The organism is Pseudacidovorax intermedius (assembly GCF_003350475.1).
GTDB classification, from domain to species: Bacteria; Pseudomonadota; Gammaproteobacteria; order Burkholderiales; family Burkholderiaceae_C; genus Xenophilus; species Xenophilus intermedius.
Map to the genome: position 1 here is coordinate 44,388 of NZ_QQAV01000017.1, position 22,009 is coordinate 66,396.

Genomic DNA, 22,009 nt, shown 5'->3' on the forward strand with positions numbered 1-22,009 from the left:
AGCCCGGCATCGCCGGGCCACGGGCGCTCAGGCCCGTTCGAACAGCAGCACCGCGTTGGAGCCGCCGAAGGCGAAGGAGCTGCTGACGGCCGCGCGCAGGTCGGGCGCATCCAGGCCGGACGCCGGCACCAGGTTCAGGCCGAAGGCCGGATCGGGCTGCTCGGCATGGGCATTGGGCGGCAACTGGCCGTTCTTGACCGCCAGCACGGTGATGGCCGCCTCCAGCGCGCCGGCCGCACCCAGCAGGTGGCCATGCAGCGCCTTGGTGGAGCTGACGCGCAGCGCGCCGATGGCATCGCCCCAGACGGCACTCAGCGCCTCGGCCTCGACGCCGTCGCCGATTCGGGTGGCGGTGCCATGGGCATTGCAGTAACCGACATCGGACGGCTGCAGTCCAGCCACCTGCAGGGCGGCGCGCATCGCGCGGGCCTGGCCGGCCGCGTCGGGCTTGGTCAGGTGGGTGGCGTCGCAACTGTGGCCCCAGCCGGTCAGCAGGGCATGCGCCGCGGCGCCGCGCGCGCGGGCGCGCTCGGCCGATTCGAGCACCAGGAAGGCCGCACCCTCGCCCAGCGCGAAGCCGGCCCGGTCGGCCGCGAAGGGCCGCACGGCGCGCGATTCCTCGCCCGCCACCACCGGCGCCAACGTCTGCATGGCCTGCCAGGCCAGCACCACGCCGGGCACGATCAGCGCCTCGCTGCCGCCCGCGATGGCCACATCGACCTCGCCGCGCTGCACCGCCTTGGCGGCCTCGGCGATGGCCACCGCCGACGAGGCGCAGGCCACCGAATAGGTGAACACCGGCCCGCGCGCATTCAGCCGCATCGCCACCTGCGACGCCGGCGCGTTGGGCATGAAGGCGGGAATGGTCAGCGGAGGCACCCGGCCGTTGCCGCGGTAGGCGGCCTCCAGCGCCGTGGCGCCGCCCATGCCACAGCCGCCGTAGACACCGAGGCGCTCGGGCGCCACATCGCGCAGTGCGCCGGCATCGCGGACGGCCATCTCGGCGGCGGCGACCGCCAGCTGGCTGACCCGGTCCACGCCGGGCAGCTGCAGCTTGGTGAACCAGCGGGATTCGTCGAACTGCAGCGTGGCCGCGGCGGCGGGCTTGGGCAGGTCGGGAAAGACGGGCCGGATGGCGGATTCGCCCCGCATCAGGGCCGCGAACATGGCCTGCGCGTCCTCGCCATGCGGCGAGACCACGCCCAGCCCGGTGATGGCGACCTGCGTCACGAGGCCTGCTTCGCGGCCGCCTCGGCACGCGCCTTGTCGACCACCGCGGCCAGGCCGGCGAGGGTCTCGATGCTCGGATCCGGATCGGGCATGGAGATCTTGAAGCGGTCCTCGATCTCGAACAGGAATTCAACCAGGGCGAGGGAATCGAGCCCCTTGTCGCGCATGGACTCGTTCGGGTCCAGGGTGGCAGGGTCGATGCCGTATTTCTCCTGGATCAGATCCTGCAATTCCTTCAGCGAGCTCATGAGTCTTGTGTCTGTAATGTCAAATTTCATGATAGCCGTTCGATCCGCGGGGCCTCGTCCTGCTCGCGCCAGCGCCACCGCAGCGAGGCCGCAGCAAACACCAGGCCCAGTGCCGTGCCGCCCACCACGTCCCAGGCCACATGCTGCCGGGTGGCCAGCGTGGACCAGGCGATGGCCAGCACCCAGGCCAGGCTCGTCAGCCGAAGCGCCGCCGGCGCCCCCACGCGCCGCAGCAGGTGCTCGATCCATACCGCCGTGAAGACGGAGATGGCCACGTGCATCGACGGGCAGGCATTGCCCGCCGCGTCGATGCCGGCCAGCAGCGCGAAGCCGGGCGCATCGGCGCGGTCCAGCGGCAGCGGAGGAATCTGCGTGGGCCACAGGTAGAAGATCATCAGCCCGCAGGCGCACAGCGCCCCAGCCCAAAAGCCATAGACCAGAAGCGGCATGAAGCCGCGCAGCAGTCCTGGCGCGATGCCCACGTACAGCCACAGGGACAGGTAGGGCACGAGCGCGATGGGGGCGAAGGGCACCCAGGCGTCGACCCAGGTCAGCGGCATCACCAGCGGCGGCTGCGCCGGGTGGCGCAGAAGATGGAAATAGCCGATGAAGAACACCCACACCCAGGCGGTGGTGCCGACGATCTTGAGCAGGGCGCGTTCGCGCATGCGGGAGCCCAGCTCGCGGGCCCAGGGGGGCTGGTTAGACATTAACAAAGGTGAAGGCGGAAGCCCCGATCTTGCCCGAAGCCCAAGACAGCCCTGCGGCCAAGGCCGCGGCCGGGTTCTAAACTCGGCCGGATGTTCAATCCCACCCAGGAAGACGTGCGGCGCTTCTTCTGCGCCGTCTACGCCAAGCACCGCGCCGGCCAGCCCATGGAGGCGCTCGAGATCATCGCCGCCGAGTGGATTGCTCAGCACCCCGAATACCACGCCGACCTGGCCGACGCCGATGCCGCCGTCGCCCGCGTCTACGACGGCAAGGACGGCCGCGAGAACCCCTTCCTGCACCTGTCGATGCACCTGTCGATCAGCGAGCAGTGCTCCATCGACCAGCCGCGCGGCATCCGCCAGGCGGTGGAACTGCTGGCCGCGCGCCGCGGCTCGCTGCTGGAGGCGCACCACGAGGCCATGGAGTGCCTCGGCCGCATGATGTGGGAAAGCCAGCGCGCCGGACGTCCACCCGATGGCCATGCCTACGTCGACTGCGTGCAGCGCAAGGCAACGCGCGACTGAGCGCGGCCGGCTCATCGCCTCTCTTCCATCCCTCGCAAAAAACGAGACATGCACAGCAAACGCCAATTCATCGCCACCTCCGCCGCGCTGGCCGCCGGCAGCTTGCTGCCCGGCCTGGCCGGTGCGCAGGCCGCCTTTCCGTCGCGCCCGATCCGCATCGTGGTGCCCAATGCCGCCGGCGGCGGCGCCGACCTGACGGCCCGCGCAGTCGGCCAGGCCATCGCCGGCCCGCTGGGCCAGGCGGTGGTGATCGACAACAAGCCCAGCGCCGGCGGCATCGTGGCGGGCGAGACCGTCTCGCGCGCCGAGCCGGACGGCCACACCCTGCTGCTGATCTCCAGCGGCTCGGCCGTGAGCGCGGCGCTGTTCAAGACCATGCCCTTCGACACGCTGAAGGACTTTGCGCCCATCTCGCTGCTGGCTACCTTCGACCTGGTGATCGCGGTGGCCGGCAACAGCCGCTTCAAGAGCCTGCCCGAGATGGTCAGCTGGGCCAAGGCCAATCCCGGCAAGCTCAACATCGGCACGCCGCAGATCGGCACCACGCAGAACCTGGCGGCCGAGATGTTCAAGCTGACGGCCGGCATCGAGGCGCAGGTGGTGCCCTTCAACGGCACGCCACCGGTGGTGACGGCCGTGCGCGGCGGCGAGATCGACGCCATGGTCGACATCCTGGGCCCGCTGGTGACGCAGATCTCGGGCAAGACGCTGCGCGCGCTGGCGGTGCTGGGCAAGGACCGCGCGCCCCAGCTGCCCGACGTACCCGCCGCCCGCGAGACCGGCCCGGCCTTCGCCCAGATGAACCTGAGCTCCTGGAACGGCCTGGCCGCGCCGGCCAAGACGCCGCCCGCCGTGGTGGATCGCCTGAGCAAGGAAGTCCAGGCCGCCCTGGCCAAGCCCGAGTTGGTCCAGCGCCTGCGCGACCTGAACCTCACGGCGCGCAGCAGCACGCCGCAGCAGGCACGCGACTTCCTGGCGGCCGATATCCAGCGGTGGAACGACGTGATTGCCAAGGCGAAGATCCAGAAGCTTTGACGCGCCAGGGGGCCGCCGGCGCCCGCGTGGCGAGTGCGGGAATGGGTGGCCGGGCTGGCGCGTCGGCGACAGGCTGGCCTAACATCCTGCGGTTTTCGGACAGCCGTCAACCGATTGCGCTGCCGTTCGGTTGAGTTCTTCGTGCCGATGACACTCCTGCCCCACCTTTCGTCCCGCCTCGGTGCGCGCGTGCGCCCGGTGGCCCTGGGTCTCGCCACCTTGCTGGCGACCGCTTCGGCGCTGGCGCAGAGCCCGGTGGCCGTCGCCACCAACGGGCCTTCGGCCGCCTATCTGGCGGCACACGCGCGCTGGAAGGCGTCACTCGACGCCTTCGAGAAGGCGGACAAGGCAGCCCTGCCGGCCGAAGGCGGCGTGCTCTTCGTCGGCAGCTCCACGGTGCGGATGTGGACCAACCTGGCGCAGGACTTCCGCAACTGGCCGGTGGTCATCAACCGCGGCTTCGGCGGCTCCACCATGGCCGACTGCAGCCTCTTCGTGCGCGACCTGGTGGTGCGCTACAAGCCCAGCCATGTGCTGGTCTACGCGGGCGACAATGACCTGGCCGAAGGCCGCACGCCCTTCCAGGTGCTGGAAGACTTCGCCCTCTTCGTCAACACCGTGCAGAACGAGCTGCCGGACACGCGCATCAGCTACATCTCGATCAAGCCGAGTCCCTCGCGGGCCCACCTGCTGCCGAAGATCCGCGAGACCAACGACATCATCGCGGCCTACCTGCGCACCCAGGCCAAGTCGGACTTCATCGACATCTTCAACCCCATGCTGGGCGCCGACGGCCAGCCGCGGCCCGAGCTCTTCCTGCCGGACCGGCTGCACATGACCGAGGCCGGCTACCGCGTCTGGCATTCGGTGATCGCCAGCCAGGTGCAGCCGACGGCCGGGGCGCAGGCGGCGACGCCCGTGCAACCCCCGCCTGCAATGGGCGCCTCCAGCGCGGCGGCCGTGCCAGCGGCGCCTGCGATGGCGCCGACGGGCGCAATGGCGACGGCCAGCCGGCCGCACTGACCGGCAGCGTCCGGCCGGCCCTGCGTGGGTCCGGCGGCGACATGGCCGCGGGCGGTACCCCAGCCGCCCGGCTTCAGGTCAGGCCGGCAGATCCGGCGGGCGCAATGGCCTTCGCCGACCCCAGGTCCTCGGGCGGCTGAACCGTCTCTTCGGGCGGCGCGGCATCCGCGTTCTGGGTATAGCGCGCCACCGCCCACATCCACGCCAGCACCACTGCCAGCAGCAGCGTGTCGGCCCACCAGGGGCGCGAGGTCTGGCTGTCGCCGAAGATGGCCAGCACGGTCAGCACCGCCACCAGATGGGCGCAGAAGGCCGGCAGCGAGGCCCGGCCCATCGTCTCCAGCCACCGCACGCGCGGCAGCCACCGGGCCCAGGTCGGGCCGAAGCGGATGGCCACGACACCCAGCGCCACCAGGTTGAGCAGCCGCAGGGGCCCGAGCTGCCATTTGTCCACCCACAGGTTGCGGGCGATGTCCGCGCCGAAGGGCGCCTGACCGTGCTCGCCGAAGTGGCGCCAGTACAGCCCCACCAGCGCCACCGCCACTGCCGGCAGCACCACCGCCCAGTGCAACCGCAGGGGCCGGGCATGCGGCGCGCTGCGCGTGAAGCCCAGCCACAGTCCACCGAACCACAGGAACTGCCAGGCATAGGCATTGAAGGCGCCCATCTCGTTGAAGGGCACCGGCAGGCCCGTCAGCGCGAAGATCCAGCCGTAGAGCCATTCGCTGAGCCCGTACTGGGCCCCGACCCACAGCGCGCCACTGGCCACCATCACCGCCGGCCAGCCCCAGCGCTGATGGCGCAGCGCGAAGGCCAGCACCCAGGGGCTCAGCAGCATGAAGAAGATGTACATCGGCAGGATGTCCAGCAGCGCCGGCTCGTAGATGAGCAGCAGGCCGAACACAAAGCCCTCAGCCGGCTGCGCCAGGTACCAGGACACCAGGTTGGTGACCGCCGGCTCCATGCGCCGGATGCCCAGCGCCGTGATGACGGTGAACAGGAAGAGCAGCAGCGCCGCATGCGCGACGTAGATCTTGAGCACCCGCCGCCAGAAGGCGCTTCGCATCGACTCCACGCCGTCGCGCCGCGCATAGCGGCTGTAGACCAGCCCCGCCATGAAGGCCGACAGCAACACGAAGCCCTCGGCGGCGGACACCCAGCCGAAGGGCTGGCCGAGCGGGTCGGTGAAATGGGTGGGCAGGTGGGTGACGGTCATCAGCACGAGCATCAGCCCGCGCAAGGCGTCGATTTCCCAGTGGCGTTTCATGAGGCGGGGGAGCGGCAGTCGGGCCTGAAGTGAAAGGGTTTAAGCCACCCACGCGCACGGCCTGCGAACGAGGGCGCGATTGTAGGAGGCGGCCGGTTCTGCGGCGGGTCCGCCACGGACATCCGCTAACCTGCCGGGTGCTTTCCGAGTCAGAGGGACAAGAAATGAGACTTGCACGACGCCTTCCGTCCGCCGCCGCCCTGCTCGCGGCCGGTCTGACGGCCCTGGGCGCCCAGGCCCTGCAGATCGGCAACCTGTCACCCCAGGGCGAGGTAGCCCGCGTGCGGCAGGTGGTGGCCAGCTTCGACCAGCCCGCGGTGCGCTTCGGCGACGCGCAGGCGCCCGCGCCGCTCACCGTCAGCTGCGACAACGCCCAGGCGGCGCGCGGCAGCGGCCGCTGGACCAGCGACCGCCGCTGGGTCTGGACCTTCGAGGACGACCTGCCCGCCGGCGTGCGCTGCACCACCACCCGGGTCGCCAACTTCAAGTCGCCCGCCGGCGAGGCGCTGTCCGGTCCGCAGAGCTATGCCTTCAGCACCGGCGGCCCGGCGGTGCGCAACCACTGGCCCAGCTACGGCAAGATCGACGAGGAGCAGCTCTTCCTGCTGCAGCTGACCGGCCCGGCGACGACGCAGAGCCTCCAGGCCAACGTCTGGTGTGCGGCCGACGGCATCGGCGAGCGCATCCCCGTCAAGCTGGTCGAGGGCGATCAGCGCGCGGCGTTGCTTAAGGCACGCGGCGTCGAAAGCCTGGCGAAGAAGGAGCCGCTGCGCTTCGTCGCCCTGCAGTGCAACCGCACGCTCACGCCCGGCAGCCGGGTGCAGCTGGTGTACGGCAAGGGGGTGGCGACGCCCTCGGGCGTCGCCAACTCGGTGGAGAAGCGCCTGTCCTTCGAGGTGCGCGAGCCCTTCGCCGTCGGCTTCAGCTGCGAACGTGAGAACGCGCAGGCCGCCTGCCTGCCCCTGCGCCCGATGACGCTGAGCTTCAACGCGCCGGTCACCCGCAAGCTGGCCAGCCAGATCGAGGCCAAGGGCGGTGGCAAGACGATCAAACCGGTGCTGGAGGACAACGGCGGCGGCGACGACGCGGTGGTCGATTCGGTCACCCTGCCCGCGCCCTTCCCCGAGCGCACCGAGTTCACCATCTCGCTGCCCCGCGGCTTCCAGGACGCCTCCGGCCGCACGCTGGGCCAGGCCGATGCCTTTCCAATGAAGACCGCCACCGGCGCGATGCCGCCGCTGGCCAAGTTCGCGGCTTCGCCCTTCGGCGTGGTCGAGCGGCTGGCCGAGCCCAACGGCGTGGCGCTGATGCCCGTGACCGTGCGCCGCGTGGAGCCCGCACTGCGCGTGGAGGCGCTGACACCCGGCAAGGTGAGCGACCTCAACCCCAAGACCGACGCCGAGATCATCGGCTGGTACCGCAAGGTGCAGCGCTATGACCAGACGACGGTGGCGCGCGACGAGGCCCGCCGCGACAGCCGCGCACCGCTGCCGCCGGTGGTGGACCGCGACAACGCCAAGCGGGTAGAGACGCGCGCCGTCTCGCTGCTGGCCAACCAGTCCGGCGCCCGCCAGCTGGACATGCCCAAATCCGATGCCGGCGACGACCGCCCCTTCGAGGTGGTCGGCATCCCGCTTACACCGGGCTTCCATGTGCTGGAGATCGCCTCCCGCAAGCTGGGCGAGGCCCTGCTGAACGAGGAGTACGGCGCCAACCGCACGATGTACGTGCGCACGACGGCGCTCGCCACCAATCTGGCCGTGCACTTCAAGCTGGGCCGCGAGAACAGCCTGGCCTGGGTCACGACGCTGGACAAGGGCAAGCCGGTGGCCAACGCGCAGGTGCGCGTGTCGGACTGCCGCGGCAGGGAAATCGCCACGGCCCGCACCGACGCCAACGGCCTGGCGCGGCTGGCCGACGTGCCCTCGGAGCCAACGAGCTGTTCGGGCGAGGACGACTACTACAGCGAGGCTGCCTGGTTCGTCAGTGCGCGCGCCAAGGACGACAAGGGCGTGGAAGACCTGGCTTTCGTCTGGAGCAACTGGCAGCGCGGCATCGAGCCCTGGCGCTTCAACGTGCCCACCAGCCTGGACACGCAGCCCGACGTGGTCGCGCACACGGTGCTCGACCGGCCGCTGCTGCGCGCGGGCGAGACGGTGTCGATGAAGCACCTGATCCGCACGCAGACGGCGCAGGGCTTCGGCCTGCCGACCGACCGGCCGGGCCGACTGGTCATCACGCATGTGGGCAGCGGGCAGGAGTTCACCCAGCCGATCAACTGGCGCTCCACCGGCACCGGCGGCCTCAGCGCGGAGAACACCTTCCAGGTGCCGCCGGCAGCCAAGCTGGGCGTCTATCAGATCGAGCTGCGCGGCGGCTCCGCGCCGCAGCGCGGCGAGGCCGAGGAAGACGGCGATCGCAGTGGCCGCAGCTATTCGACCGGCCAGTTCCGCGTCGAGGAATTCCGCCTGCCGGTGCTCGAAGGCCGCGTGGCCCCCGCCGACAACAAGCCGCTGGTGGCCGTCACCAGCCTGCCGGTGGCGGTGCAGGTCAACTACGTCTCGGGCGGGCCGGCGACCAACCTGCCGGTGCGCGTGTCGGCCATGGTGCGCGGCATGGTGCCGAACTACCCGGACTTCGACGGCTTCAGCTTCTCGCCGCCGCGCAAGGCGGAGGAGCGCTCGTCCAGCAGTGATGAAGAGCAGCCCGAATCCACACAGGACACCCGCGTCGTCGCCGACAAGCTGCCGCTGACGCTGGACCGCAACGGCGCGGGCCGCGTCACCGTCGACAAGCTGCCCGCCACGGCCGACACCGGCCCGCGCGAGCTGCTGCTGGAAGCCAGCTATGCGGACCCCAACGGCGAGGTGCAGACGCTGCGCAGCACGCGCACGCTGTGGCCGGCCGCCGTCGTCGCCGGCATCAAGACCGAAGGCTGGGTCTCCACCGACCGACAACTGCGCTTCCAGGCCCTGGCGCTGGACCTGGCGGGCAAGCCCCAGCCCAACGCCAAGATCAAGGTCGAGGCCGTGGCCCGCATCACCACCACCAGCCGCAAGCGCATGGTGGGCGGCTTCTACACCTACGACAACAAGACGGAAGTGAAGCCGCTGGGCACCGTGTGCAATGGCCAGACCGACAGCCGCGGCCTGCTGCTGTGCGAAGCGCAGATCAAGGAGGCCGGCGAGGTCGAGCTGGTCGCCACCGCGACCGACGGCGAAGGCCGCGCGAGCCGCGCCGCCGGTTCGGTCTGGGTGACGAAGCAGGGCGAGCTGTGGTTCGGCGGCGAGGACAACGACCGCATCGACGTGCTGCCCGAGAAGAAGAACTACCAGCCTGGCGAGGTCGCCAAGTTCCAGGTGCGCAGCCCCTTCCGCTTCGCCACCGCGCTGGTGTCGGTGGAGCGCGAGGGCGTGCTCGACACCCAGGTGGTGCAGCTCAATGGCCAGGACCCGACGGTCAACCTCACCATCAAGCCCGAATGGGGCCCCAACGTGTACGTGAGCGTGATGGCCCTGCGCGGCCGGCTGCGCGAGGTGCCGTGGTATTCCTTCTTCAGCTGGGGCTGGAAGGCGCCACGCGAATGGTGGACGGCCTTCTGGGTGGAGGGCCGCGAATATGTGGCGCCGACGGCAATGGTGGACCTGTCCAAGCCGGCGTACCGGCTGGGCGTGGCCGAGATCCGCGTCGGCACCGAGGCGCACCGCCTGGATGTGAAGGTGGCCACCGACCACCCCAAGTACACCGTGCGGGGCAAGGCGCAGGTGACCATCACGGCCCGCCTCCCCGATGGCAAGCCCGCCGCCGGGGCCGAGGTGGCGCTGGCCGCCGTCGACCAAGCGCTGCTGGAGCTGATGCCCAACGACAGCTGGAAGCTGCTCGATGCCATGCTTCAGCGGCGCAGCTGGGGCGTGTCGACCTCGACGGCGCAGATGGAGATCGTCGGCCGCCGACACTACGGCAAGAAGGCCGTGCCCGCGGGCGGCGGCGGCGGCAAGGCCGCCACGCGCGAACTGCTGGACACGCTGCTGCTGTGGAACCCGCGCGTGGTGCTCGACGCCAGCGGCCAGGCCACGGTGACGGTGCCGCTCAACGACGCGCTCACCACCTTCCGCATCGTCGCCGTGGCCGATTCGGGCACGAATCTGTTCGGCACTGGCGAGGCCACCATCCAGAGCACGCAGGACCTGCAGATCATCAGCGGCCTGCCGCCCCTGGTGCGCGAGGAGGACCAGTACCGCGCGCAGTTCACGCTGCGCAACACCACGGCCAAGCCGATGAAGGTGGAGGTGGCGCCGCGCGCCACGCTGCTGACGCTGGAGCCGCGCACGGTGGACATCCCGGCCGGCGAATCGCGCGAGCTGGCCTGGGACGTGACCGCCCCCGCCCAGCTCGGCCAGACGCGGGCCGAGGCCATCCTGTGGGAGATCGAGGCCAAGGACGTTTCGGGCAACGCCCGCGACGCGCTCAAGGCCAGCCAGCGCATCCTGCCGGCCGTGCCGGTGACGGTGCAGCAGGCCACGCTGGCGCAGGTCGATGGGATGTTCACGCTCGATGTTCAGGCGCCTGTCGGCGCCCTGCCCGGCCGCGGCGGCATCCAGCTGGCGCTGCAGCCGCGGCTGGCCGAGGGCCTGCCCGGCGTGCGCGACTGGTTCGCCCGCTATCCCTTCGCCTGCCTGGAGCAGAAGACCAGCAAGTCCATCGGCCTGCGCGACGGCAAGCTGTGGCAGTCGGTGGCGGCGCAGATCCCCGGCTACCTGGACGGCGACGGCCTGGCCAACTACTTCCCGCCGCAGGGCGGCGACGCCAACCGCGGCAGCGACATCCTGACCAGCTACCTGCTGGCCGCGACCAACGAGGCCGCGGGCATCGACCCCGCCTTCGCCCTGCCCGACGCCGTGCGCACGCCCATGGAGAACGGCCTGATCGCCTTCGTCGAAGGCCGCATCCAGCGCGACTTCTGGAGCCCGCGCAAGGACCTGGACGTGCGCAAGCTGGCGGCGCTGGAAGCCCTGTCGCGCTACGGCCGCGCCACCGGCGCCATGACCGGCAGCCTGACCGTCGCGCCCAACCAGTGGCCCACCAGCGCCGTGATCGACTGGATCAACGTGCTGCGCCGCGTGAAGGACGTGCCCCAGCGCGAGCAGCGCCTGCGCGAGGCCGACCAGGTGCTGCGCGCCCGCCTGTCCTACCAGGGCACCAAGCTGATCTTCAGCACCGAGCAGGACGACTACTGGTGGTGGCTGATGGCGGGCGGCGACGTCAACACCGCGCGCCTGCTGCTCACGGTGATGGACGACCCGGCCTGGAAGGACGACCTGGGCCGCATCGCCGCCGGCTTCATCGGCCGCCAGCAGCGCGGCGCCTGGAACACCACCACGGCCAACCTGTGGGGCGGCTTGGCGCTGGAGAAGTTCAGCCGCGCCTTCGAGAGCGCGCCCGTGACCGGCATCACCGGCGCCACGCTGGGCGACGCCAAGGCGCAGGTGGATTGGGCCCGCGTCGAGCGCGTCAAGGCCAGCGACCCGACCGGCGCACCGCACCAGGCCAGCGCCATCGGCGCCCCGGCCGCCGCCGGCATGCTGCGCAACAACACCATGAACCTGCCCTGGCCGGCGGGCGAGGGCCGCGGCACGCTGCTGGTCACCCAGCAGGGCAGCGGCCGCCCGTGGCTCACGGTGCAGTCGATGGCCGCCGTGCCGCTGAAGGCGCCGGTGTCCGCGGGCTACAGCATCAAGAAGACCATCACGCCGGTCGAGCAGGCCACCGCCGGCCGCTACAGCCGCGGCGACGTGCTGCGCGTGGCGCTGGAGGTGAATGCCAGCACCGACATGACCTGGGTGGTGATCAGCGACCCGATCCCCGGCGGCGCCACCATCCTGGGCAGCGGGCTCGGCCGCGATTCGCAGATCGCGACGCAGGGCGAGAAGTCGGCCTCCGGCCGCGCCGCACCGGCCTTCGAGGAACGCAGCTTCGAAGCCTTCCGCAGCTACTACGAGTACCTGCCCAAGGGCGTGGTGAAGATGGAGTACACCGTGCGCCTGAACAACGCCGGCGACTTCGCCCTGCCGCCCAGCCGGGTCGAGGCGATGTACGCGCCGGAGATGTACGGCATGGTGCCCAATGCGCGGATGAAGGTGGAGGTGAAGCCATGACCATCGAGCTGGAACGCGAGCAGCGCCAGGAGGCCGTGGCCTCCATCGAGCGCTACTTCGCCGAGAACATGGAAGAGCCCATCGGCAACATCGCCGCGGGCGCCCTGCTCAACTTCTTCCTGGAGGAGATCGGCCCGCTGGTCTACAACCAGGCCGTGGCCGAGGTGCAGGAGCGCCTGGGCCGGCGCGTGGCCGAGATCGACCTGGAAGTGCACGAGGACCCCTTCACCTACTGGCAGAGGCAGGGCAAGGCCAGGCGCAAGTAGGCGAGAAGCAAGGGAAAAGGGGCGCGCTGGGATAATCCGCGCCCACCATGTCGCTCCTGCCCCACCAGCTCGAACTGCTCTCCCCTGCCCGCGACGCCGACATCGGCATCGAGGCCATCAACCACGGCGCCGATGCCGTCTACATCGGCGGCCCGGCCTTCGGCGCACGGGCCGGCGCGGGCAACGACATGCAGGGGCTGGAACGGCTGATCCGCCATGCGCACCGCTTCGGCAGCCGCATCTTCATCACGCTCAACACCATCCTGCGCGACGACGAGCTGGAAGCCGCGCGCCGCATGGCCTGGCAGGTGTACGAGGCCGGGGCCGATGCGCTGATCATCCAGGACATGGGCCTGCTGGAGCTGGACCTGCCGCCCATCCAGCTGCATGCCAGCACGCAGACCGACATCCGCACGCCCGAGAAGGCGCGCTTTCTGCAGGACGCCGGCCTGTCGCAGATCGTGCTGGCGCGCGAGCTGACGGTGCAGCAGATCGCCGCCGTGCGTGCCGCCACCGACCCCAGCCGCTGCACCATCGAGTTCTTCATCCACGGTGCGCTGTGCGTGGCCTACAGCGGCCAGTGCTACATCAGCCATGCCCACACCGGCCGCAGCGCCAACCGCGGCGACTGCTCGCAGGCCTGCCGCCTGCCCTACCAGGTGATCGACGACGCGGGCCGCTTCGTGGCACACGACAAGCATGTGCTGTCGATGAAGGACAACAACCAGTCCGACAACCTGCGCGTGCTGATCGACGCCGGCGTGCGCAGCTTCAAGATCGAAGGCCGCTACAAGGACATGGCCTACGTCAAGAACATCACGGCCCACTACCGCCGGCTGCTGGACGAGATCGTCGAGGAGCGCGAAGGCGGCGCCGCGCCGCTGGCCCGCGCGTCGAGTGGCAGCACCCGCTTCTTCTTCACGCCCGACCCCGAGCAGAACTTCAACCGCGAGTTCACCGACTACTTCGTCAACGGCCGCCAGCAGGACATCGGCGCCTTCGACACGCCCAAGAACCCCGGCCGCGCCATCGGCTGGGTGACGCAGACGGGCCCCAACTGGTTCGAGCTGGAGACCGTCGACCACGGCGCCGTGCTGCACAACGGCGACGGCCTGTGCTACTACGACCTTCAGCGCGAGCTGGTGGGCGTGGCCATCAACCGCGCCGAGGCGGTGGGCAAGCCGGGCGCGGGCAAGTGGCGCGTGTTCCCCAAGGACCCGATGGAGGGCTTCAAGGACCTGCGCCGCGGCACCGAGCTCAACCGCAACCGCGACATGGACTGGGTGCGCATGCTCGACAAGAAATCGAGTGAGCGTCGCATCGGCCTGTGGGCGCACCTGGCTGAGACGCCGAAGGGCTTTGCGCTCACGCTGACCGACGAGGACGGCTTCGTCGGCGCGGCCGACATCGCGCTGCCGCACGAGCCCGCAAGCGACGGCGCCAAGGCCGAGAGCAGCCTGCGCGACCAGCTGGGCCGCTTCGGCAACACCGTGTTCGAACTCATCGACCTGCAGCTGGCGCTGTCGCAGCCCTGGTTCGTGCCGGCCTCTCAGCTCAACGCGCTGCGGCGTGAGGCGACGGAGGCGCTGGAATCGGCGCGCGCCGCAGGCTTCCAGCGCCTGCCGCGCGCCCAGCCGGTGGAGCCGCCTGTGCCCTACCCCGAGGACTCGCTGAGCTACCTGGCCAACGTCTTCAACCAGAAGGCCCACGACTTCTACGCCCGCCACGGCGTGAAGGTGATCGACGCCGCCTACGAGAGCCAGGAAGAGGAAGGCGAGGTCAGCCTGATGATCACCAAGCACTGCGTGCGCTTCTCGCTGAGCCTGTGCCCCAAGCAGGCCAAGGGCGTGATCGGCGTCAAGGGCACCATCAAGGCCGAGCCGCTGCACCTGGTCAACGGCAAGGAAAAGCTCACCCTGCGCTTCGACTGCAAGCCCTGCGAGATGCACGTGGTGGGCCGCATGAAGCGCTCGGTGCTGCAGCAGCAGCGCAAGGAGATGGAGGCGGTGCCGATGCAGTTCTATCGCACGCGGCCGGTGCCTGGCGTCGGGCACTGAGCCACGACGTGCGCGCCGGCCGGTCCTGCCGGAAGGCGGTCCGCGGCGCAGCGCGGGCTCAGAGCCGCTTCACCGGCAAGCCGGGCGGGGGCCGCAGCGGCGGCTTCACGCGTCGCGAGGGCGGCGGCAGGTCGGCAGGCAGGGCATCGATCTCCGCGTCGCTCAGCTGCGGCAGTGCACGCGGGGACTGCGCAGCATCGACCTTGGCTGGACCGGGGCTGGCCGGCCCGATCGGTGGCGCCACGCCCGGCCCTGCCGTCGGCGGCCAAGCGGGTGCCGCGGGCTCCGGTGCGGGCGCGGGGGGCATCGGCGGGGCGGGCATCCAGCCATAGGCGGCCAGGGCGCCGCGCAGCACCTCGCGAAGCTCGACCGCATGGCGCGTATCGCGCTCCGCCTGCTCGCGCGCATGAAACTCCAGTTCGACCTGAAGGGCCTGTTGCACGCTCTGCGGCAGGCGTTGCTGCTCCTGGCGAAGGACGGCGATCTGTATGGCCAGGCGCTCTTCGAGCATGCGGGCGGCACCCGCCTGCAGCTTCCGCCAGAACACGCCCAGGGCGAGCGCAGCCCCCAGGGCCCCACCTGCACCGGTCAGCAGCAGGCCCAGGGCAATGATGGCGCCTTCGTCCAGGTTCATGGCCGGCCTCCTCGTGACATGTCCTGTTCGTCCTCGGCATCCCACTTTCGCAGCAGGTCCAGCGGCACCCAGTCGGCCACTTCGCTGAAGCGGCGACCGACCATGCGCTCCGCCTGCCGCAGCAAGGCGGGGACGGGGCTGCTGGGCTCGTGCAACTCGAACCAGTCGCGCACCTGGCGGATGGCGGCGAGCGCATCGTCGCGCGTGACCGGTCGCAGTTCCGCTGCCAACGACGGGCTGCGCAGATCCACCGCAGCGGGCGTCGACGTGGCGGCCGGCGACGGCGGGACGGCGGTCACGGCGTCGAGTTCATCGGGCGCGGGCACGAACAGCTCCAGCATGCGCTGCAAGGGCAGGAGATCGGGCGCCTGATCGCCCAGATGGCTGCGGCACCAGGCCGCGATGGTCTGCACATGGCGGCAGGCGGCGGCAAGCTGGTGTACCGGCACATCGGGATCACCCACGGCCGCCCGGCGCAGCGCCGTCAGTTGCCGGCGCACCGACTCCGGCGACCGCGCATCCTCGGGCCGCGGCACCGCGAGGGCCCGCTCCACATCGCGCACGGTCAGGCGCACGCCGGCCCCGGTGTCGAGCGAGATCTCGCGCACGTCCCCCAGGAGGCCCTCGGGATCGGCAAGCGCCGCCAGCGCGTTGGCGCGGACGGCCGGTTCGGCCTCGCCATCGATGAGCAGCTGCGGATGGATCGAGTCGGGCCAGGCACGCAGCGACTGCACCAGCATGTCGAGCCCCTGCAGCAGCCCCGTCGCCTGGCCCAGGCGGGTGCGCGCACGGGTGAGGCAGACGATCAGGTGCAGGTCCTTGGTGCGCAGCAGCAGCCGGCGGCAATCGCGCTCGACCTCGGCCCAGTTGGGTCCTTCGGGCGTGTCGACGAAGTTGCCGTACTGCGCCTCGCCCCTCGGCTGCAGGCGCGTCCAGAGCATGGCGTACTCCGGGTCGTACTCCAGGTTGGGGCCGCAGGGTTCGATGTCACTGATGGGCAGCAGCCAGTCGGCCGAGGCGCCCAGGGCGTGGCGTGTGGCCAGGGGTGGTGAAGGGGAGATGGCAGGAGTCATGGACATGGATGTGACAGCAAGGGATCGGGGCTTCTAGTTGATCTGCGCGTGGGCGAGTTGCATGTTGTTGAGCTGGCTGCCGGTGAAGTCCACCCGCTGCCCATGCAGGTGCTGGGCATTGATGTCCGAGCCCTTGCACGACAGCAGCGACACCTGCTGCCAGCGCGCGTGATCGAAGTTCAGCCCGGTCCACGTGCACTGCAGGAATCGGCAGTCGACCAGCTCGCACTGCGCCATCATGCAGTGGCTGAAGGTGCAGGCCACGAAGGTGCAGCCCGCGATGGCGATGCGCTGCAGGTCGCAGGCCGAGAAGGTGCAGCCGTCGAACTGACAACCCGACCATTGCGCCTCCTGGAAGCTCGTGCCCGAGAAGCTGCTGCCGCTGAAGGTGCTGGCAGTGAAGGTGATGAGGTTCAGGTCAAGGCCAGCATAGGCGTTGCCATCGCTTTCGCCGACCACACCGGCGGGCGCGCCGCCCTGGCCTTTGCGCCATTGGTCGTGTTGGAGGATGAGGGGTTGGGCTGCCATGGTCAGATGACGTATGGAGGGGTCTGCACTGTGGATCTGGGGTCGGTCGACCGCGGGTAAATTTCCATATGGGACAAAACGTTAAGAAGTACTGTCTTCGGCGGACGCATACCCGCTTGGGGTGAATTCCTGTTCATTGATTTTCATTTTCTTATGAATTTTCAACGGAACATCTCCGTTTCGATATGGGCCGCAATGGAAAATTCAATCATGATTGACGAGATAATTCAGGTGAATCTAGTAGGGATATATCTCATATAAAACCAGTGCAGCAGCAATAATAAACACCACGAGTAGAAATTCGACAACAACCGCGCCCACGAGGACACGAAGAAGTCCCTCCAACTTGGGCGGTGAATCCCTTGATCCGCATGGATGCGCAGCCAAATACACTGTGCATCCAAATAAGAATGAGAAGCCAAAGCTTATGGCGATTGCTTTAACCGGATCAATCAGGGCGGCAGGAACGCCGACAAGCGCACCCACCACAAGAACTGCAATTATCTTATATCTTTTCATTTTTATTCCCGCCCTCGATTATCATCGGGCCGAATTTTTTACACTGACCCAATATCGGAAATGGGCTCTTGCCGCTGGCGCACCTTGTGGAGCTGCAAACCGGTGAATCTATTGGCGGACCATGCACGTGGTGCACACTGGTCTCGCCTACCCGTAGTGCAAGAGGGCGCCCCTGCAATCGGGCGTGTTGAGTTGAAGGACGGGAAGGTTGGGCTGCCATGGTCAGATCACATAGGGTCGGGGGTGGATGCGCTTTCGGTAGTCCTCGTTGACGGGCAACAGCCCGCAGACCACGGCGCCGCCGGAGTCGCGCAGGTTGACGACCAGGGCGGGCTCGCGCGTCTCCCACACTGCGATGGTGGCCAAGCCCAGCGCGGCACCCATGGTGCCGGCGCCCAGGTCACCGCCCAGGCACTGCTCCAGCCGGAAGGCCGCGCCTGGCTGCAGCAGGCCCGCCTGCGGCGCCGCGCGCGCGAGGCCGCGGGCCAGCAGGGCCGCGCCATCGCCATCGGCCGTCGCGCTGTAGAACAGGCGCCGGGGCCCGCGCTGGCGCAGGGCCGGCGTCTGCAGCACCTTGACGAGCGCGGCCTCCAGTGCGGCGGCGCGCTGCTCGGTCGACATGCCCTCCTTGAAGTAGGCGATGTCGGGCGGCACCATGAGGGCGAGCGTGGGCATCTGGCTGTACTGCTCGTACTGGGGCCGGCTCCAGGGCTCCGGCACGTTGGGCGTGGGCCGGAAGCCGGACTGCGGCGCGTCGAAATACGCGGGCGGCTCCCACACCGTGCGGTTCAGGCCGCCGTAGCCGTGGGGCCCACGCGCGGCGACGCCGTTCGAGAAGTTCTGCGCGTCGCTCTTGTCGATCACATGCAGGGACCATTCGCGCAGCCATTCGGCCGCCTCCGGCCGCTTGAACAGCACCGCCGAGAAGACGTCGCGCAACTGCCCGGGCCGCTTGGGCCGCGACAGGATGTCCTCCAGCGTCTCGGCGGGCTGGCCGGCCGGAGGCTCCCACCCGCCCTGCCTGGCGCGCGCGGCATAGCCGTCCTCGGCCCACAGCAGCATGCTGTTGAGGTCGCCCTGCGTATCGAAGGCCTGGGCCAGCGCCTGAAAGCTCACCGCGCCCCCCTGCTCCGTGTTGACCGCACCCGGGTTCAGGCGGTGGAAGGCCATGGCCGCCGGACCGTCGTTGAGCTGCCACTGGACTTCGGCACGGTAGGCGCGCCGCCAGGCGATCCGCTCGGCCTCGGGCTTGCCGAACATCGTCGGCAGGGACAGCAGCATGGGCAGGGGATAGTTCTCCACGAATCGGCCACGCTGGTCATACGCCGTGCGATGGGTCAGGGCCGCACGCAGCGCCGCACTGCGGAACAGGCCGGCCTCGTGATTGCAGCGGTCCAGCGTCTGCGGCGGCTCCGGCGCCTCCTCGTCAGGCGGCCCCTGTCGCTGCACACGTCCCCACAGCGCGCCGGCGGGCACATGGTCCACGCGCAGGCCCACGCCCGCGATGTGCAGCAGGCCGAAGGCCGAGGGCGCCGCCGGCTCGTAACGGAAGCGCGCGCTCATCGTTGCGACCTCGCGACCGGGCGGGACTCAGGGGGGCGGGCCGGGGCAGCATAAGGAACATGCACCAGCTTGTCGTTCGCATCCCGGGCCACGATGCCCTCAGGCATCAGCCTGTCGGAAGCCGGCAGCACACCCCCCATCCCGCCGTTCTCCGTGTCCTTGTAGTACGGGTCGCTCTTCTTCCAGTCGGCCAGGTCGAGCAGGTAGTGCCAGTAGTCCTCGTCGTGCCAGGCGCGGCCCATGCCGACCGTGAGGTCGTAGCTGAGCACGTCGGCCACGGGGGAGGTGCCGTCCTCTGCATTCTTGAAGCGAAGGATGGCCGCATGATTGGAGGGCGACACGGGCGTGCGCCCGACCTCGCGGCTGCGGCGCTCTTCCACCTCCTTCCAGGTCTCGTAGCGCAGTAGTTCGAAGCCCTTCCCGTCCTTGACCAACACGGTCTGGCGCTCCTGGTAGGTGACGTCATCCTCGAAGTCCTCGCGCTGCTCCGCGTCGGCGCCGACGGCTTTTCCGTCCGGGTCCTCCCCTTTCGCGCCGTCGTACATCACGTAGTCGCCGTCGAACTGCTGGGGCAACCATAGTGGCCGGGGCACCTCGGGCGCATTGACGAGCACCTCCTCCACCTCCCCCCGCCAGCTGGGCGTCAGGTCGCCCAGCGCCGGCATCAGGTGCAGCAGCGCCCGCTCGGTCGCGATCTTCCACATCTTGTCGGCCCGGCTGCCGTCCAGGTAGTGCCACACTTCCGTTGCGCCGCGCGTCTCCCCGTCGCGCATCGGCTCGATCTGCTTGTAGAAGTACGGGAGCGGCTTGCCCGTAGGCTTGCTGCCCACCGGCGGGTTGTGCTCGGCGTTGCTGCCCCGCGCAAACAGGCGCTGCTGCACACTGGCACCCAGTTTGTCCATGTACCGCGGCGCGATGCCCCGCCAGCCCATGCCCGAGACCGACGCGATGCCGATGACCCGGTCGCCCGGGTTGAAGTTGACCATCAGCTTGCCCCGCGTGTCGGGCCGCGCGTACTTGGGCAGGGTCCACCAAGGTTTGCCGTCCTCGCCTCGCGGTGTGCCCGGGGGCTGCACCAGGCCTCCGATCTCCGCCTGCCACAGCGGCACATCGGCAGGCTTGTGCACGTAGCAGGCGTCGTCATACGCATGCTCGGGCCGGTGCGCATGGGTGCAGGCAGCATCGGGCTCAGGCGGCGCCGGGTACTCCTTCGCTCCTTCAGCCAGGATCCTGGCCGCGTTGGCAAAGGTCGCCACCAGCTGCTCTTCCTTCTGCACCGTGTTCCAGCCATTGGCCGCCGACAGGTAGTCGGTCACTTCCCAATCGAAGCGGTAGGGCGTGCTGTTGAGCAGCACCGTGTCCGGCGCACGCACGCCCGCCTTTTTCACGTAGAACAGCGCGCACAGCGTCACGATCGTGCCCTGGCTGTGCGACACGATGTTGATCGGCTCGTTGGGCAGGTGCGTGCGGATGTCCGTCACCAGGTTCGCCAGCCGCCGCGCGGCATGCGCGTAGTACAGCCTGGGCGGGCAGTCCACCAGCTTGCGGCCGATCACCGGGTTGATGCTGTTCACGTCGATGGTGCCGCCCGCGATGTCCTTTCTGAAGCCGATGGGCAGCCAGAACGACGACAGCGCCGCGCCCCCGTTCTGGAACGGCCCGCCTCCCCAGGCTCCGTCCGATCTCAGCGGGTTGCCATGCATGTCCGTCCAGGCGGGCGTCGAGCCGAGCTGCTCCGTGCCACGGACCATCTTGCGTTGCGTGCGCTCGCACTTGTAGCCCCAGTAGAAGGGGATGATGGGGGAAGCGATGCGGGCCTGACTCTCGTCGTGCTGAAGGAAGCGGTGCGCGGTGACCTTGTCTTGATCCCCTATGCCGTCTCTGACCAAACGCTGCAGGTCGCTCCGTCCCAGTCGACGGTTAAGGCCAGTTGCGAACTCCCTGGCAGCGTCGAAATACCACTCGCCTTCGGAATTGACGCCATGGACAAAAATGATGACGCCCGGCATCGACAGAGGCACGCCCATGGTGTGAGTTCGCTCGGCATAGGCGTCATCGATGCCCGTGCGTTTGCACTGCACCCATTGGCACTTGCCATAGTCCGGCGCTACAGGCTGGAGTGTGCTCAGATCCTTGTCGTGAGTCATTGGAAACTCCCTTGCACGGCCGCCTTGCAAACCACCGTTGTGTCGGCAGGCAGCTTTCTCGGGCTGAAAGCAAAACCAGGCAGATACCGCCAGTTTGCGTTCCGGGTGGTCGGTGAGGTGCTGAGATCCAAGGTCGTCGTGATGCGCGCCTGATTCACATAGGAGTGGTACGCATTCGGGCCACTAAGCATGAGGTCGTCTCCCCAGCCCGGGTGTGCCGCCAACTGCCACGTCTGCCCCCCATCCGTCGAGTACGGCATCTTGTCGCTCCCGCACGCCCCTCCGCCCGACGAGCAGTTCGTGTTCCCCCCTCGCGTCACTGGCCCGATCAGGTAGTCATCGTTGGCCGCGTCGATGATCAGCTTGGTTCGGTTCATCACCGGATCGAACTTCACCACGCTCGATCGGATGCCCTTGGCCGTGTCCACGAAATAGATCATGTCGCCGTAGCAGTCATTGCGCGGCGTGACCTCGAAGTACCGGTGGTCATCGATCCGGTAGATGACCACCGGCGCAGGCTCCGGCTTAGCGCTCTGCGCCTGCGCAGGCGCCACACCGCGCAGACCGCACGCTCCCAGCAGCAATGCCGATGCGGCAATGGCCGAGCGCCGCACGGCGCCCCATGTCAGCTTTCCCATGCTCATGTTCTCCCTGAAAAAACTCTTATCGCGTCGCCGATGACGGCTGGCTTCCGCGGCGGAACAAGTCGCGGCCTCCGCATCGTCGTCGCCTCGCCGCATGCGCGTCGTACAGCCTCGGCAGGCAGTCCACCAGCTTGCGACCGATCACCGGGTTGATGTGGTTCACGTCGATGGTGCCGCCCGCGATGTCCGTTCTGAAGCCGATGGGCAGCCAGAACGACGACAGCGCCGCGCCCCCGTTCTGGAACGGCCCGCCTCCCCAGGCCCCGTCCGACCTCAGCGGGTTGCCATGCATGTCCGTCCAGGCGGGCGTCGAGCCGAGCTGCTCCGTGCCACGGACCATCTTGCGTTGCGTGCGCTCGCACTTGTAGCCCCAGTAGAAGGGGAT

18 protein-coding genes are annotated in these 22,009 nt (G+C 69.2%); 6 read left to right on the forward strand and 12 right to left on the reverse strand.

The features are described 5' to 3' along the window. Positions 1–27: 27 nt before the first annotated feature. From DFR41_RS26035 to DFR41_RS26045, 3 genes are read right to left on the reverse strand one after another with little or no spacing between them, the layout of a single operon-like run. Positions 28–1,230 (reverse strand): beta-ketoacyl-[acyl-carrier-protein] synthase family protein, encoded by a 1,203-nt coding sequence (locus DFR41_RS26035; RefSeq protein WP_244917885.1) that lies wholly within the window; start codon positions 1,228–1,230, stop codon positions 28–30. Further along, a complete protein-coding gene (locus DFR41_RS26040) occupies positions 1,227–1,478 on the reverse strand; it encodes an acyl carrier protein (RefSeq protein ID WP_017759745.1) in 252 nt (83 codons plus the stop codon). The genes DFR41_RS26035 and DFR41_RS26040 overlap by 4 nt, the downstream gene beginning before the upstream one ends. 26 nt (positions 1,479–1,504) lie before the next feature. Then, positions 1,505–2,188: a phosphatase PAP2 family protein gene (locus DFR41_RS26045; RefSeq protein WP_114804877.1), complete on the reverse strand. Its 684-nt coding sequence runs from the start codon at positions 2,186–2,188 to the stop codon at positions 1,505–1,507. Positions 2,189–2,278: 90 nt separating this feature from the next. Here DFR41_RS26045 and DFR41_RS26050 point away from each other — a divergent pair, with 90 nt between their 5' ends. The 3 genes from DFR41_RS26050 to DFR41_RS26060 all read left to right on the forward strand — a co-directional run bounded on the left by DFR41_RS26050 (position 2,279) and on the right by DFR41_RS26060 (position 4,771). Then, positions 2,279–2,713, forward strand: a complete 435-nt coding sequence (locus tag DFR41_RS26050; RefSeq protein WP_017759743.1) for a DUF1841 family protein — start codon at positions 2,279–2,281, stop codon at positions 2,711–2,713. 48 nt (positions 2,714–2,761) lie between these two features. Then, entirely contained in the window at positions 2,762–3,748 is a 987-nt protein-coding gene (locus DFR41_RS26055) for a Bug family tripartite tricarboxylate transporter substrate binding protein (protein WP_114804878.1), read from the forward strand. Positions 3,749–3,895: 147 nt separating this feature from the next. Continuing rightward, positions 3,896–4,771 carry an SGNH/GDSL hydrolase family protein gene (locus tag DFR41_RS26060; RefSeq protein ID WP_114804879.1) on the forward strand — a complete coding sequence of 292 codons (876 nt, stop codon included), beginning with the start codon at positions 3,896–3,898 and terminating at the stop codon, positions 4,769–4,771. Between the two features lie 73 nt (positions 4,772–4,844). Here the strand turns inward: DFR41_RS26060 and opgC are convergent, their stop codons facing one another. Further along, on the reverse strand, positions 4,845–6,038 hold the full coding sequence (gene opgC / locus DFR41_RS26065; protein ID WP_114804880.1) for an OpgC domain-containing protein: 1,194 nt from the start codon (positions 6,036–6,038) through the stop codon (positions 4,845–4,847). Between the two features lie 164 nt (positions 6,039–6,202). Between opgC and DFR41_RS26070 the strand changes: the two genes are divergently transcribed. From DFR41_RS26070 to DFR41_RS26080, 3 genes are read left to right on the forward strand one after another with little or no spacing between them, the layout of a single operon-like run. Continuing rightward, complete coding sequence (locus tag DFR41_RS26070; protein WP_114804881.1) at positions 6,203–12,193, forward strand: alpha-2-macroglobulin family protein; 5,991 nt, start codon at positions 6,203–6,205, stop codon at positions 12,191–12,193. Next, positions 12,190–12,459 carry a DUF2164 domain-containing protein gene (locus tag DFR41_RS26075; protein ID WP_017759630.1) on the forward strand — a complete coding sequence of 90 codons (270 nt, stop codon included), beginning with the start codon at positions 12,190–12,192 and terminating at the stop codon, positions 12,457–12,459. The genes DFR41_RS26070 and DFR41_RS26075 overlap by 4 nt, the downstream gene beginning before the upstream one ends. A gap of 47 nt (positions 12,460–12,506) precedes the next feature. Further along, entirely contained in the window at positions 12,507–14,516 is a 2,010-nt protein-coding gene (locus tag DFR41_RS26080; RefSeq protein WP_017759629.1) for a peptidase U32 family protein, read from the forward strand. Positions 14,517–14,574: 58 nt separating this feature from the next. Here DFR41_RS26080 and DFR41_RS27910 read toward each other — a convergent pair whose 3' ends face one another. The 8 genes from DFR41_RS27910 to DFR41_RS27825 form a co-directional block, all read right to left on the reverse strand. Further along, positions 14,575–15,150, reverse strand: a complete 576-nt coding sequence (locus DFR41_RS27910; RefSeq protein WP_211322669.1) for a hypothetical protein — start codon at positions 15,148–15,150, stop codon at positions 14,575–14,577. Further along, positions 15,147–16,229 (reverse strand): type VI secretion system protein TssA, encoded by a 1,083-nt coding sequence (locus tag DFR41_RS26090; RefSeq protein WP_244917886.1) that lies wholly within the window; start codon positions 16,227–16,229, stop codon positions 15,147–15,149. The genes DFR41_RS27910 and DFR41_RS26090 overlap by 4 nt, the downstream gene beginning before the upstream one ends. Before the next feature lie 27 nt (positions 16,230–16,256). Continuing rightward, positions 16,257–16,751 (reverse strand): pentapeptide repeat-containing protein, encoded by a 495-nt coding sequence (locus tag DFR41_RS26095; RefSeq protein WP_114804882.1) that lies wholly within the window; start codon positions 16,749–16,751, stop codon positions 16,257–16,259. A 237-nt stretch (positions 16,752–16,988) separates the two neighbouring features. After that, on the reverse strand, positions 16,989–17,270 hold the full coding sequence (locus DFR41_RS27820) for a hypothetical protein (protein ID WP_170159478.1): 282 nt from the start codon (positions 17,268–17,270) through the stop codon (positions 16,989–16,991). Between the two features lie 222 nt (positions 17,271–17,492). After that, on the reverse strand, positions 17,493–18,833 hold the full coding sequence (locus DFR41_RS26100; RefSeq protein ID WP_114804883.1) for a DUF2875 family protein: 1,341 nt from the start codon (positions 18,831–18,833) through the stop codon (positions 17,493–17,495). Further along, entirely contained in the window at positions 18,830–20,980 is a 2,151-nt protein-coding gene (locus DFR41_RS26105) for a T6SS effector phospholipase Tle3 domain-containing protein (RefSeq protein WP_147284438.1), read from the reverse strand. The genes DFR41_RS26100 and DFR41_RS26105 overlap by 4 nt, the downstream gene beginning before the upstream one ends. Beyond that, entirely contained in the window at positions 20,977–21,618 is a 642-nt protein-coding gene (locus tag DFR41_RS26110; protein ID WP_114804885.1) for a T6SS immunity protein Tli3 family protein, read from the reverse strand. Before DFR41_RS26110 ends, DFR41_RS26105 begins: the two co-directional genes overlap by 4 nt. A gap of 25 nt (positions 21,619–21,643) precedes the next feature. Beyond that, the coding region (locus DFR41_RS27825) for a T6SS effector phospholipase Tle3 domain-containing protein (RefSeq protein ID WP_425326728.1) at positions 21,644–22,009 on the reverse strand (366 nt) is incomplete at its 5' end.